Source organism: Pseudomonas vranovensis (assembly GCF_040438935.1).
Lineage (GTDB): Bacteria > Pseudomonadota > Gammaproteobacteria > Pseudomonadales > Pseudomonadaceae > Aquipseudomonas > Aquipseudomonas vranovensis.
Genome location: NZ_CP159259.1, coordinates 5,328,969 through 5,342,192 on the forward strand (window position 1 = coordinate 5,328,969; position 13,224 = coordinate 5,342,192).

The 13,224-nt window shown below is 63.2% G+C and carries 10 protein-coding genes; 7 read left to right on the forward strand and 3 right to left on the reverse strand.

Annotated elements, in window-relative coordinates; all coding sequences use genetic code 11:
* Positions 1 to 2: 2 nt before the first annotated feature.
* On the reverse strand, positions 3 to 1,829 hold the full coding sequence (locus ABVN19_RS24640) for a serine hydrolase domain-containing protein (protein WP_028942243.1): 1,827 nt from the start codon (positions 1,827 to 1,829) through the stop codon (positions 3 to 5).
* A 250-nt stretch (positions 1,830 to 2,079) separates the two neighbouring features.
* Between ABVN19_RS24640 and ABVN19_RS24645 the strand changes: the two genes are divergently transcribed.
* The 6 genes from ABVN19_RS24645 (at position 2,080) to ABVN19_RS24670 (ending at position 9,867) form a co-directional block, all read left to right on the forward strand.
* The gene (locus ABVN19_RS24645; protein WP_028942242.1) at positions 2,080 to 3,057 is read left to right on the forward strand and encodes a dipeptidase; all 978 of its coding nucleotides are present in this window, start codon (positions 2,080 to 2,082) and stop codon (positions 3,055 to 3,057) included.
* Between the two features lie 159 nt (positions 3,058 to 3,216).
* Complete coding sequence (locus ABVN19_RS24650; protein WP_003177589.1) at positions 3,217 to 3,747, forward strand: 4-vinyl reductase; 531 nt, start codon at positions 3,217 to 3,219, stop codon at positions 3,745 to 3,747.
* 15 nt (positions 3,748 to 3,762) lie between these two features.
* On the forward strand, positions 3,763 to 5,823 hold the full coding sequence (gene dgcA, locus ABVN19_RS24655; protein ID WP_028942241.1) for a dimethylglycine demethylation protein DgcA: 2,061 nt from the start codon (positions 3,763 to 3,765) through the stop codon (positions 5,821 to 5,823).
* A gap of 85 nt (positions 5,824 to 5,908) precedes the next feature.
* Complete coding sequence (gene dgcB, locus ABVN19_RS24660; RefSeq protein WP_105641438.1) at positions 5,909 to 7,858, forward strand: dimethylglycine demethylation protein DgcB; 1,950 nt, start codon at positions 5,909 to 5,911, stop codon at positions 7,856 to 7,858.
* On the forward strand, positions 7,858 to 9,081 hold the full coding sequence (locus ABVN19_RS24665) for an electron transfer flavoprotein subunit alpha/FixB family protein (RefSeq protein WP_105641439.1): 1,224 nt from the start codon (positions 7,858 to 7,860) through the stop codon (positions 9,079 to 9,081). Before dgcB ends, ABVN19_RS24665 begins: the two co-directional genes overlap by 1 nt.
* A gap of 15 nt (positions 9,082 to 9,096) precedes the next feature.
* The gene (locus tag ABVN19_RS24670; RefSeq protein WP_105641440.1) at positions 9,097 to 9,867 is read left to right on the forward strand and encodes an electron transfer flavoprotein subunit beta; all 771 of its coding nucleotides are present in this window, start codon (positions 9,097 to 9,099) and stop codon (positions 9,865 to 9,867) included.
* 618 nt (positions 9,868 to 10,485) lie between these two features.
* Here the strand turns inward: ABVN19_RS24670 and gbcA are convergent.
* On the reverse strand, positions 10,486 to 11,778 hold the full coding sequence (gene gbcA / locus ABVN19_RS24675) for a glycine-betaine demethylase subunit GbcA (RefSeq protein ID WP_028942237.1): 1,293 nt from the start codon (positions 11,776 to 11,778) through the stop codon (positions 10,486 to 10,488).
* Positions 11,779 to 11,921: 143 nt separating this feature from the next.
* Positions 11,922 to 12,065, reverse strand: a complete 144-nt coding sequence (locus tag ABVN19_RS24680) for a hypothetical protein (protein ID WP_156905599.1) — start codon at positions 12,063 to 12,065, stop codon at positions 11,922 to 11,924.
* Here ABVN19_RS24680 and gbcB point away from each other — a divergent pair.
* Positions 12,064 to 13,161, forward strand: a complete 1,098-nt coding sequence (gbcB, locus tag ABVN19_RS24685; protein WP_028942236.1) for a glycine-betaine demethylase subunit GbcB — start codon at positions 12,064 to 12,066, stop codon at positions 13,159 to 13,161. The two genes, ABVN19_RS24680 and gbcB, sit on opposite strands and share 2 nt — an antisense overlap.
* The last annotated feature ends 63 nt before the right edge of the window (positions 13,162 to 13,224 follow it).

The window sequence follows — 13,224 nt, forward strand, 5'->3', positions numbered from 1 at the left end:
CCTCAGAACTGCACAACGGTATTGGCCGCCGGGCTGCGTACAAAGCGGTAGCCCAGCACCCTCAGCCCATCGCTGTAGCGGCTCAGGGTGTTGCCCTGGTCCTGGCCGCTGCCGGCCAGCAGGGCATGTTCGCTATCGATTGGCTGGATCACGAACTCGATCAGGCTTTCGCCGGCCCGGCGCCCTTGCGCCAGTAACAGCCCCTGCTCGATGCGCAGGTTCAGGCCATCGAGCAGGGGTGAGGTGTCGCCCGGGCTCACCAGCCGATAGCGTCCGACACTGTCCTGCCAGTCGGCGGGCAACGGCAGGGGGTCGATGCGCTCACCCAGGGGCAAGGTCTGGCCGTGTCGTCGCACCACCAGCACGCGTTTGTCGGCGACGCTCACGACATCCAGTTGCAGTTGTTCGAGCTTGCCCAGGTCCAGTGCCCAGAGGCCCAGCAGTTTCTTTTCCGGGCGCAGCCAGCCGTCACTGTCGCGCAGCAGCTCGACGCGCTTGCCGGCCAGCTCGGCGAACAGGCGCTGGCGCTCATCCTTGATGCGCACCACACCCAGCCGGCTGGTATAGATCCCGGCCACCCGCTGGCGGTCGTCGGCACCCGGCACCATGGCGGTGGCCATCGACGGCAGGCTGTAGCTGCAGTCATCCAGGCAGTCCGGCTGGCCTCCCCGGGCCTGCACCATCAGGCGCAGGGCCTGGGTCGCCAGGTCGCTGACCAGCGCTTCGGCGGTGTCGGCGTTGGCCATCACCACCACCGCCAACTGATGTTCGGGCAGCATGCTCAATTGCGCGGCAAAATCGCCGGTCGACCCGCTGTGCTGCCACTGCGCAAGGTTCGTCCCGACCTGCGGATCACCACAGGGGCCCAGGTACCAGGCGAGGCCCATAGGGCAGTCGAAATCCAGGGCGTTGGCGCGGTTCTGCTGGCTGAACATAGCCTGGATCGACGCCTGGCTCATTACCTGTCGGCCGTTGTAGCGGCCCTCGGCAAACAACATCTGGACGAACTGGCCGACCTCCCGGGGTGTTGTCCATAGCCCACCGGCCGGCAGGTCGCGGATCTGTGCATCGGCGCTGCGCCGGCCTTGCAGGTAGCCGCGGGCGCGAAAGGGCTCCAGCTCACTGTTGCCGATGAAGCTTGAGTGCTTCATCGCCAGGGGTTGCAACAGGTGCTGCTGCAGGCGGGTTTCAAAGGTTTGCCCACTGCTGCGCTCGATGGCCGCGCCCAGCAGGGCAAACCCCAGGTTGGAATACACCGTGCGGGTGCCGGGTGGGTTGCTCAGCCATAGCCCGGAGGCTTTTTGCGGCAGGTATTTCAGCGGGTCGCTGCTGCGCAGGCGGGGCAGGTATTCGCTGGGCAGGCCGGCCTGGTGGCTGAGCAGGCGACGCAGGGTCACGGCGTTGTTGGCGCTGTGGGCGTCAGGGTGAAAGCGCGAACGCACGCGAAACTCCGGCAGGGTTTGCGCCAACGGTGCATCGAGCGCCAGACGCTGCTGTTCGACCAGTTGCAGGGTGGCGCTGGCAGTGAACAGCTTCGACAACGAGCCTGCGCGAAACGCGGTATCGGGCGTCACGCGCATATGCAAATCCTGGTCGGCCAGGCCAAAACCCTCGGTCCACACCAGCGCCTGGCCGTCGATCAATGCCAGCGACAGCCCCGGCACATGGTTCTTGTCCATCAGCGCGGGGATACGCTGGCGCAGTTGTTCGATCACCGCCTGATAGTCGCCCTGGCGAATCTCTGGCTGAGGTTGCGGGGCACGTTCGCCGCAGCCACTGGCCAGGGTCAGAAGACTGAACAAGAGGGCTGAGCGAGGCGAGCGAAGCATGATGCACCCGGGGGTAATGAAGGTCAGTGCATGCTAGGGAAACGGCCCCGGTCAATCTTTGAGCGGTTTGTCGCAAAACTGTGAAAGAGTCTGCGCGCAGCCTTTGCAACAGCCCTTTGTCGCGCTTTGACGCTTTCGGTAATTCCCCTGTCGTTTTTGCATCTTAGCGACCTGTCGCCTAGGCATATGCTGGTCCCAAAGCGCCGGCAGACGATTCGGCGCAGGTAATGCCAATAAAGGGGACAGCCTGATGAGCCCAGCCGAATTACACGCCGACAGCATCGTTATCGACGGGCTGATCATTGCCAAATGGAACCGCGAGCTGTTCGAGGACATGCGCAAGGGTGGCCTGACCGCTGCCAACTGCACCGTGTCGGTCTGGGAAGGCTTCCAGGCCACGGTCAACAACATCGCCGCCAGTCAGAAACTGATCCGCGAGAACGGTGACCTGGTCATGCCGGTGCGCACCACCGCCGACATCCGCAAGGCCAAGGAGCTGGGCAAGACCGGCATCCTGTTCGGCTTCCAGAACGCCCACGCATTCGAAGACCAGATCGGCTATGTAGACGTGTTCAAGCAGTTGGGCGTGGGCATCGTGCAGATGTGCTACAACACCCAGAACCTGGTGGGCACCGGCTGTTACGAGCGCGACGGCGGCCTGTCGGGTTTCGGTCGCGAGATCGTCGCCGAAATGAACCGTGTGGGCATCATGTGCGACCTGTCCCATGTCGGTTCCAAGACTTCAGAAGAAGTCATCCTCGAGTCGAAAAAGCCGGTGTGCTACTCCCACTGCCTGCCCTCAGGGCTCAAGGAGCACCCGCGCAACAAATCTGATGAAGAGCTCAAGTTCATTGCCGACCATGGCGGTTTTGTCGGCGTGACCATGTTCGCGCCATTCCTGGCCAAGGGCATCGACTCGACCATCGACGACTATGCCGAAGCCATCGAATACACCATGAACATCGTTGGTGAAGACGCCATCGGTATTGGTACCGACTTCACCCAGGGCCATGGCCAGGACTTCTTCGAGTACCTGACCCACGACAAAGGCTATGCCCGGCGCCTGACCAGCTTCGGCAAGATCATCAACCCGCTGGGCATCCGCACCGTGGGCGAGTTCCCCAACCTCACCGAGACCCTGCTCAAGCGCGGCCATTCCGAGCGCGTGGTGCGCAAGATCATGGGCGAGAACTGGGTGAACGTCCTCAAGGATGTCTGGGGCGAATAACGCCACCGTCAACGCTGTCCTGTAGCCGCTGCCGAAGGCTGCGATCGGCTGCACAGCAGTCGTGCTTGCACTGGCGGCATGAAGGTTCTTCGAACCTTGTCGCAGCCAGCGGCAGCGGCTACAGGGCGACAATAACCTCGAATTCTGGAGTTCTTACGCATGGCCAAGATCGCCCCGCAATTGCCTATCGAAGTCGACAGCGAAACCGGTGTATGGACCAGTGATGCCCTGCCGATGCTGTACGTGCCACGGCATTTTTTCGTCAACAACCACATGGGCATCGAGGAAGTGCTGGGCGCCGACGCCTATGCCGAGATCCTCTACAAGGCCGGCTACAAATCTGCCTGGCACTGGTGCGAGAAAGAGGCCGAATGCCACGGGCTGGAAGGCGTGGCGGTGTTCGAGCACTACATGAAGCGTTTGTCGCAGCGGGGCTGGGGCCTGTTCAAGATCCAGGACATCGACCTGGATAAAGGCACCGCCAGCGTCAAGCTCGAGCACTCGGCTTTCGTTTACGTGTACGGCAAGGTCGGGCGCAAGGTCGACTACATGTTCACCGGCTGGTTCGCCGGGGCCATGGACCAGATCCTGGCAGCCCGCGGCAGCAAGATTCGCACGGTCGCCGAGCAGGTATACGGCGGTTCGGAAGAAGGCCACGACGACGGCCTGTTCATCGTCAAGCCGTTGTAAGTCGAGGATTCCGCCATGGCTTTCGAAGCAATGTTCCAGCCGATCCAGATCGGCAAACTGACCATCCGCAACCGGGTACTGAGCACTGCGCACGCCGAGGTCTACGCCACCGATGGCGGCATGACCACCGCCCGCTATGTGAAGTACTACGAAGAGAAAGCCAAGGGCGGTATCGGCCTTGCCATCTGCGGGGGCTCCTCGGTGGTGGCCATCGACAGCCCGCAGGAGTGGTGGGCCTCGGTGAACCTGTCCACCGACCGTATCATTCCGCACTTTCAGAACCTGGCCGACGCCATGCACAAGCATGGCGCCAAGATCATGATCCAGATTACCCACATGGGCCGTCGCTCGCGCTGGGACGGCTTCAACTGGCCAACCCTGATGTCGCCCTCGGGCATCCGCGAACCGGTGCACCGCGCCACCTGCAAGACCATCGAGCCGGAGGAAATCTGGCGCGTGATCGGCAACTACGCGCAAGCGGCGCGCCGGGCCAAGGAGGGCGGCCTGGACGGCGTCGAGCTGTCGGCCGTGCACCAGCACATGATCGACCAGTTCTGGAGCCCGCGGGTCAACAAACGCACCGACGAATGGGGCGGCAGCTTTGAAGGGCGCATGAAATTCGGCCTGGAAGTGCTCAAGGCCGTACGCGCCGAAGTGGGTCCGGATTTCTGCGTGGGCATGCGTATCTGTGGTGACGAATTCCACCCCGATGGCCTGAGCCACGAGGACATGAAGGAAATCGCCAAGTACTACGACGCCACCGGCATGCTCGATTTCTTCGGCGTGATCGGCTCGGGGTGCGACACCCACAACACCCTGGCCAACGTTATCCCCAACATGAGTTATCCACCGGAGCCGTTCCTGCACCTGGCTGCCGGCATCAAGGAAGTGGTCAAGGTGCCAGTGCTGCACGCGCAGAACATCAAGGACCCGAACCAGGCTACCCGCATCCTTGAGGGCGGCTACGTGGACATGGTCGGCATGACCCGTGCGCACATCGCCGACCCGCACCTGATCGCCAAGATCAAGATGGGCCAGATCGACCAGATCAAGCAGTGCGTCGGTGCCAACTACTGCATCGACCGTCAGTACCAGGGCCTCGATGTGCTGTGCATCCAGAACGCCGCCACCTCTCGCGAATACATGGGTGTGCCGCACATCATCGAAAAATCCACCGGGCCCAAGCGCAAGGTGGTGGTGGTTGGCGCGGGGCCAGCGGGGATGGAGGCGGCGCGCGTCGCGGCCGAGCGTGGCCATGACGTGACCTTGTTCGAGAAGAAGGACGCCATCGGCGGGCAGATCACCATCGCTGCCAAGGCCCCGCAACGTGACCAGATCGCCGGTATTACCCGCTGGTACCAGCTGGAGCTGGCGCGCCTGAAGGTCGACCTGCGCCTGGGCACCGCGGCCGATATCGACACCCTCCAGGACCTGCGCCCGGACGTGATCGTGCTGGCCGTGGGCGGGCATCCGTTCCTGGAGCAGAACGAACACTGGGGCGCGGCCGAAGGCCTGGTGGTCAGTAGCTGGGACGTGCTCGACGGCAAGGTGGCGCCAGGCAAGAACGTGCTGGTGTACGACACCATCTGCGAGTTCACCGGCATGTCGGTGGCCGACTACCTCGCCGACAAGGGCAGCCAGGTCGAGATCGTCACCGACGACATCAAGCCGGGCGTGGCCATTGGCGGTACATCATTCCCCACCTACTACCGCAGCATGTACCCCAAGGAAGTCATCATGACCGGCGACCTGATGCTGGAAAAGGTCTACCGCGAGGGCGACAAGCTGGTAGCGGTGCTGGAGAACGAATACACCGGCGCCAAAGAGGAGCGGGTGGTCGACCAGGTGGTGATCGAGAACGGCGTGCGCCCGGACGAAGCGCTCTACTACGGGCTCAAGGAAGGTTCGCGCAACAAGGGCCAGATCGACGTCGAGGCACTCTTTGCGATCCAGCCGCAGCCGATCCTCAGCCAGCCGGGCGAAGGCTACCTGCTGTACCGCATCGGCGACTGCGTGGCGCAGCGCAACACCCATGCCGCCATCTACGACGCCTTGCGCCTCTGCAAAGACTTCTGATCTGTAGGAGCGGGCCTGCCCCGCGATGCGATGTGGCTGCTGGATCGCTATCGCGGGGCAAGCCCGCTCCTGCTGGGAGCTTCCCATGTTGAACACTGTGATCCCCATTTTGCTGTTCGCCGCCCTGGGCCTCGCCGTCCTCGGCGCCTTGCGGCGCGTGCGGATGTGGCGCCAAGGCCGGCCCTCGAAGGTCGATCTGCTGGGCGGGCTGCTGGCCATGCCCCGGCGCTACATGGTCGACCTGCACCACGTGGTCGCCCGCGACAAGTACATGGCCAATACCCACGTTGCCACTGCCGGCGGTTTTGTCCTGGCAGCGGTCCTGGCGATCCTGGTGCATGGCTTTGGCCTGCACAACAAGATCCTCGGCTACGCCCTGCTGTTTGCCACGGTGCTGATGTTTGCCGGGGCGCTGTTCGTCTACAAGCGCCGCCTCGACCCGCCTTCGCGCCTGTCCAAGGGACCGTGGATGCGCCTGCCCAAGAGCTTGCTGGTGTTCGCCGCCAGTTTCTTCATCGCCACCTTGCCGGTGGCCGGCATCCTCCCGGATGGCTTCGGCAGCTGGGTGCTGGTTGCCCTGCTGGGTCTTGGTGTGCTCTGGGGCGTGTCCGAGCTGTTCTTCGGCATGACCTGGGGCGGGCCGATGAAGCACGCCTTCGCCGGTGCCCTGCACCTGGCCTGGCACCGGCGCGCCGAGCGGTTTGGCGGTGGTCGCTCCACCGGGCTCAAGCCCATCGACCTGGAAGATCCACAGGCGCTGCTGGGTGTGGAAAAACCCAAGGACTTCACCTGGAACCAGCTGCTCGGTTTCGACGCCTGCGTACAGTGTGGCAAGTGCGAGGCGGCATGCCCGGCCTTTGCCGCCGGGCAGCCGCTGAACCCGAAAAAGCTCATCCAGGACATGGTCGTCGGCCTGGCCGGCGGCACCGACGCCAAATTTGCCGGCAGCCCGTACCCAGGCAAGCCGATTGGTGAACATGGCGGCAACCCGCACCAGCCGATCGTCAATGGCCTGGTGGACGCTGAAACCCTGTGGTCGTGCACCACCTGCCGTGCGTGTGTGGAGGAGTGCCCGATGATGATCGAGCACGTCGATGCCATCGTCGACATGCGCCGTCACCTGACCCTGGAAAAAGGCGCCACCCCGAACAAGGGCGCCGAGGTGCTCGACAACCTCATCGCCACCGACAACCCCGGCGGCTTTGCCCCGGGTGGACGGATGAACTGGGCGGCGGACCTGAGCCTCAAGCTGCTTGGCGACACCAAGACCACCGACGTGCTGTTCTGGGTAGGCGATGGCGCCTTCGACATGCGCAACCAGCGTACCCTGCGCGCCTTCGTCAAGGTGCTCAAGGCAGCACAGGTGGATTTTGCCGTGCTGGGCCTCGAGGAACGCGACAGTGGCGACGTGGCGCGGCGGCTGGGCGACGAAGCGACCTTCCAGCAACTGGCCAAGCGCAATATCCAGACCCTGGGCAAGTACAGCTTCAAGCGCATCGTCACCTGCGACCCGCACAGTTTCCATGTGCTCAAGAACGAGTACGGTGCCTTTGGCGGCGAGTACCAGGTGCAGCACCACAGCACTTACATTGCCGAGCTGATCGGTGCTGGCGCCTTGAACCTTGGCCAGCACAAAGGCGGTACCGTGACCTATCACGACCCGTGCTACCTGGGCCGCTACAACGGCGAGTACGAGGCGCCCCGCGAGGTGCTGCGCGCCCTGGGTATCGAGATCAAGGAGATGCAGCGTTCGGGCTTCCGTTCCCGTTGCTGCGGTGGCGGCGGCGGTGCGCCAATCACCGATATTCCCGGCAAGCAACGGATTCCCGACATGCGCATGGAGGACATCCGCGAGACAGGTGCCGAACTGGTGGCCGTGGGTTGTCCACAATGCACGGCAATGCTTGAAGGGGTGGTCGAACCACGTCCACTGATCAAGGACCTGGCTGAGCTGGTGGCTGATGCCCTGCTCGAAGAACAAGCGCCGGCGAACAAACCGGCGCCCGCCAAGCGCGAACCTGCGGAGGTGCATTGATGAGCGACATTATTCGCCGTGACCCGCGCGCCGAATGGATCGCCCGCAACCGTCTGCATCCGCTGCACGCGGCCATGCAGCAAACCCAGCAGCACAGCTGGATGGGCCCCAACGGCATTGTGCGCAAGAACCCCCACGGGATCGGTTTCATCGGCCCCAATGGCATCAAGCGCATCGACCGCAGTGGTGCCCAGCAGGGCACCAGCACCAAGCGTACGGCGGCAGCGGCGGTGGAGCTGCCGCTGCACCAGGTGCCGGCACCGGCGTTCTACATCGCCGTTGTACCGGACATGGTCGGAGGCCGTCTGGGCAGCCACGACCGTGACCTGCTCGGCCTTGCCCACAGCCTGGCCGGCAGCGACGGTGCGGTGCTGGCGGTGGTGTTCGGCGAGCACAAGGAAAACAACTTTTCCACAGCCGGTGTCGACCGCCTGCTGGTCATCGAAGGCGACGAGTTCGAGGGTTATGCACCTGAGCAACGGGTGCAGGGCCTGCGCGCTGTGGATAACCAATTCAATCCGCGCCACTGGCTACTGCCCGACAGCCGCACCGGTGGCGGTGAGCTGGGCCGGCGCTTTGCCGCTGCCCTGGGCGAGCGCCCGGCGACCCGGGTATGGCAGGTCAAGGACGGGCAGTGCAGCGGCCGCGCCGGTGCAGGCCAGCAGGACCTGATCCGTGGCTTGCCACGCTTGATCCTGGCCTCCGCCGAGTGCGCCGAGCCGGTCAGCGAAACCCGTCACGAAGCCCTGCCCGAACAGTTATCCACAAGCATGGCGCGCAGCTTGCCACGCATCGAAGACCTCGGCCCGGTGGCCGTGGACCCGGCAGCCATTGCCATGGCCGAAGCCGAGTTCATTGTCTCGGGCGGCAACGGGGTCAAGGACTGGGACGTGTTTCACCGCGCAACTATTGCCCTGGGAGCCACCGAGGGCGCCTCGCGAGTGGCGGTGGACGATGGCTTCATGCCGCGTAACCGCCAGGTGGGGGCCACCGGTACCTGGGTCACGGCGCGGGTCTATGTGGCTGTGGGTATCTCCGGGGCCATCCAGCACCTGCAGGGCATCGGCGCCTGCGACAAGGTGGTGGCGATCAACATGGACCCGGGCTGCGACATGATCAAACGCGCCGACCTATCGGTGATCGGCGACAGCGCGGCAATTCTGCAGGCGCTGATCCAGGCTTTGGAAAACTACCGCAACGGCGCCAAGCGCGATGCGGCATAAGGGCAGGGGATAACTATGAGTACCAAGGTCGTCAGTCTGGTTTCCATCGGTGCCCACCCCAGCTCGGGTCGTACCCGGCGTGCCGAACAGGACGCCCGGGCGGTTGAGCTGGGCCTGCAACTGGCTGGGGATAACTTGCAGGTGCTGCATGCCGGTGACCCGCAGGAGCCGGCCCTGCGTGCCTACCTGGGCATGGGCCTGGCGCAGCTCGATGTACTTGAGCAGCCAGCGGGTGCCGACGCCCTGGGTGTGCTGGAGGATTATCTGCGTGAGGCGGGGGCCCAGTTGGTGCTGACCGGCAGCCAGGCCGAAACCGGCGAAGGCTCGGGCATGCTCCCGTTCCTGTTGGCCGAGCGCCTGGGCTGGCCGTTGGTGGTGGGCTTGGCAGAAGTCGAATCTATCCACAACGGCGTGGCCGAGGTGCTGCAAGCCTTGCCACGGGGTCAGCGGCGCCGGCTCAAGGTGCGCCTGCCGCTGCTCGCCACTGTGGATAACGCCGCACCCAAGCCGCGCCAGAGCGCCTTTGGCCCGGCGCGACGCGGGGTGCTGGCGGCCCGGCAAGTGGCAATCGTCGAAGACGAGTTGTTCACAGGTGCCGAGCTGCAACCGGCCAAGCCACGGCCCAAGCGCTTGAAAGTGATCAAGGCCAAGAGCGGTGCCGACCGCATGAAAGCCGCGACGGCGAAGGCCAGTGGCGGAGGTGGCCAGGTACTCAAGGAGGTCACTCCTGAAGCGGGTGCCGAGGCCATTCTCAAATTGCTGGTGGAGGAAGGCGTGCTGCGCTGAGGAGCGTTACCCACAATCCTTGTTGGCGGATCTGTGGATAATATGTTCGCCCATGACTGCAAGCCGCGTGGATCAAGGCGTGCAGAGAGTTGATCAAAAAACGTCCATATTGCTGTTTTCCCCCCTTCCATAACGCTAAAGCCGTGTAATTACACGGCTTTCGGCGTTATCCACAATACCTTTCCAAGCTAGGTTCTTTTGCACACAAAGTCTGTTGGCCGCTTTGTGGATAAGGTGTTTGCCTTCCCCTGTGAGCCACGTATTCAAAGGCTTACAGAGTATTGGTCAAAAAACGTCCAATTGGCCTGATTTCATCAATATGCTGTTTTCCACAGGCGAGCAGCCAGGTTTCCCACAATTGCTGTGGGTTGTCCTGTGGATAAAGTGTTTGCTGTGTGGGGCGAGCCAGCGGGGGCGGGGGATTGCGGGGGCTGGTCAGTATTTGTACAGCGATCGTCGGGCAAGTCCCACTTGGTGACTGCTGCACAGTCGATCGCAGCCTCGTTCCTCGGCAGCGGCTACAGATTGTCCGTGCAGCCGCTGGCGAATGCCTGCGATCGACCGCGTAGCGGTCGTGGTTCAAGACAGTTGCTCCTACCCGGCGATGCCTTGCTCCGTTTACTGCGCCGCCACCCCTTTCAGGTAAGGCGCAGGCGCGGCCCCCAGGTTGCTCAGCACCCGCTCGCTGTACCAGTCCACGAAGTTCACCACACCAAATTCGTAGGTCTTGGAGTACGGGCCTGGCTGATACGCCGTGGAGTTGATCCCGCGCTGGTTCTCCTCGGCCAGGCGACGATCCTGGTCGTTGGTTGCATCCCACACCTGGCGCATGCGCGCCGGGTCGTAGTCCACCCCCTCGACCGCATCCTTGTGCACCAGCCACTTGGTGGTGACCATGGTTTCCTGGGCGCTGATCGGCCACACGGTGAAGACAATGATGTGATCGCCCATGCAGTGGTTCCACGAGTGCGGCAGGTGAAGGATGCGCATCGAGCCCAGGTCGGGGTTCTTGATCCGGCCCATGAGCTTCTGGCAGCCCTGCTTGCCGTCCAGGGTCATGGACACGGTGCCCTTGAGCAGCGGCATGCGCACGATACGGTTGCGCAGGCCGAAGCTGGCGTGGGCGTAGGGGATCTTCTCGGCGTCCCAGGCGGCAGCCGAGGCCGCGACGTGATCCTTGAACGCCTGGTCGGCCCGCGGGTCGGTGACGTCATCCCATTCCAGCAGGGTCTTGAGCAGCTCCGGGTGAGAACCGCTGCAGTGGTAGCACTCGCGGTTGTTTTCCAGCACCAGCTTCCAGTTGGCCTTTTCCATCAAGGTGGTCTGCACCGCCACCTTGGTGTTCTCCATGTCGTAGGGCTCCATGTAGTGAGCCAGGGTGGCGAGGAAGTCGTCGATCGCCGGTGGGTTCTCGGCCAGGCTGATGAAAATGTAGCCACCGGCGGTCTTCACATGCACAGGCTTGAGGCCGTACTGCTTCATGTCGAAGTCGGCGCCCATTTCGGTGCCGGCGAACAGCAGGCGGCCGTCGAGCTCGTAGGTCCATTGGTGGTAATGGCAGACCAACTTGGCCACCTTGCCTTTTTCACTGGTACACAGGCGCGAACCACGGTGACGGCAGACGTTGTGGAAAGCATGCACCTGGCCTTCGGCACCGCGCACCACCAGGATCGGGTTCTTGCCGATCTGCAGGGTGAGGAAGTTGCCCTTGGTCGGGATTTCACAGGTCATCCCGGCAATCAGCCATTCCTTCTGGAAGATCTCTTCCATGTCGATCTGGAACAGGCGTTCGTCGCAATAGAACGGCTGCGGCAGCGAGAAGGTCCGCTCGCGGTTCTGCAGCATCTCGGCGGTGGCCTTGCGCGCAGGTTCCAGTGGATCGCCCAGACTCAAAGTTGCGGTGACGTCCATCGTGTAGGTCCTCGTGGCCAGTGCTTGTGGCCGGTGAATGTGGCTAATCGTTGTTATGGCGACGCAAGGCTGAAATACAGCGGTTCATTTGCGAAGGAGTGTGCGATTGAAGCCGCCTTGAACCATATCCATGGACGACATGATCAGATCCGTTTCCGACGCGCCAGCCCTTGCGGCAGGGGGCTGGTCGCGATAAGCACGCCGATGTCGCGGATAGGAAAGTGTTCGTGTCGCAGCTTGATCAGAATCGCAGCCATCAGGCCGCAGTCGGCCGTGGAGACGAGCATGTCCAACTTCCTCAATCCGGTCAGCACCCAGACCTGGGCCAACGGCCGCCACATCGTCCGTTGCGTCAAGGTGATCCAGGAAACCTGGGATGTGCGCACCTTCTGTTTCATGGCCGACCAGCCGATCATGTTCTTCTTCAAGCCCGGGCAGTTCGTGACCCTGGAACTTGAGATAGACGGGGTGCCGATCATGCGCTCCTACACCATCTCAAGCTCGCCGTCGGTGCCCTACAGCTTCTCGGTGACCATCAAGCGGGTACCGGGCGGCAAGGTCTCCAACTGGCTGCACGACACCCTGCACGAAGGCCAGGAGCTGGCGGTGCATGGACCGGTGGGGCTGTTCAACGCCATCGACTTCCCCAGCCCCAAGGTGCTGTACCTGAGCGGCGGCGTCGGCATCACCCCGGTGATGTCGATGGCCCGGTGGTTCTACGACACCAACGCCAATGTCGATATGGTGTTCGTACACAGCGCCCGCTCGCCCAAGGACATCATTTATCACCGCGAGCTGGAGCACATGGCGTCGCGGATCGACAACTTCAGCCTGCACATCATTTGCGAGAAACATGGCCTGGGCGAGCCCTGGGCGGGCTACCGTGGCTACCTGAACCAGAAACTGATGGAACTGATTGCGCCGGACTACATGGAGCGCGAGATCTTCTGCTGTGGCCCTACGCCCTACATGCATGCGGTCAAGCGCCTGCTCGAAGGCAGCGGCTACGACATGAGCCGCTACCACGAGGAATCGTTCGGGGCGACCCCGGCCGAGGTCAAGGCCGACGCTGTCGAGCTTGCCGAGCAGGCTGCCGATGCGCCGGAAGTGGACAATGCCGACCTGCACCAGGTGGAATTCACCGCGGCCGGCAAGAGTATTCGCGTAGCGCCGGGCGAGACCGTGCATGCGGCGGCGGCCAAGCTTGGCCTGATGATTCCCAAAGCCTGCGGCATGGGCATCTGCGGTACCTGCAAGGTACTCAAGCTGGGTGGCGAGGTGGAGATGGAGCACAACGGCGGCATCACCGATGACGACGTCGCCGAGGGTTATATCCTGTCGTGCTGCAGCGTGCCGAAAGGGGATGTGCGGATCGAATACTGAACACTGTGGGAGCGGCGGTGCGACGGCTCGACTTGCCCCGCGATAGCGATCTGACCGTCACAT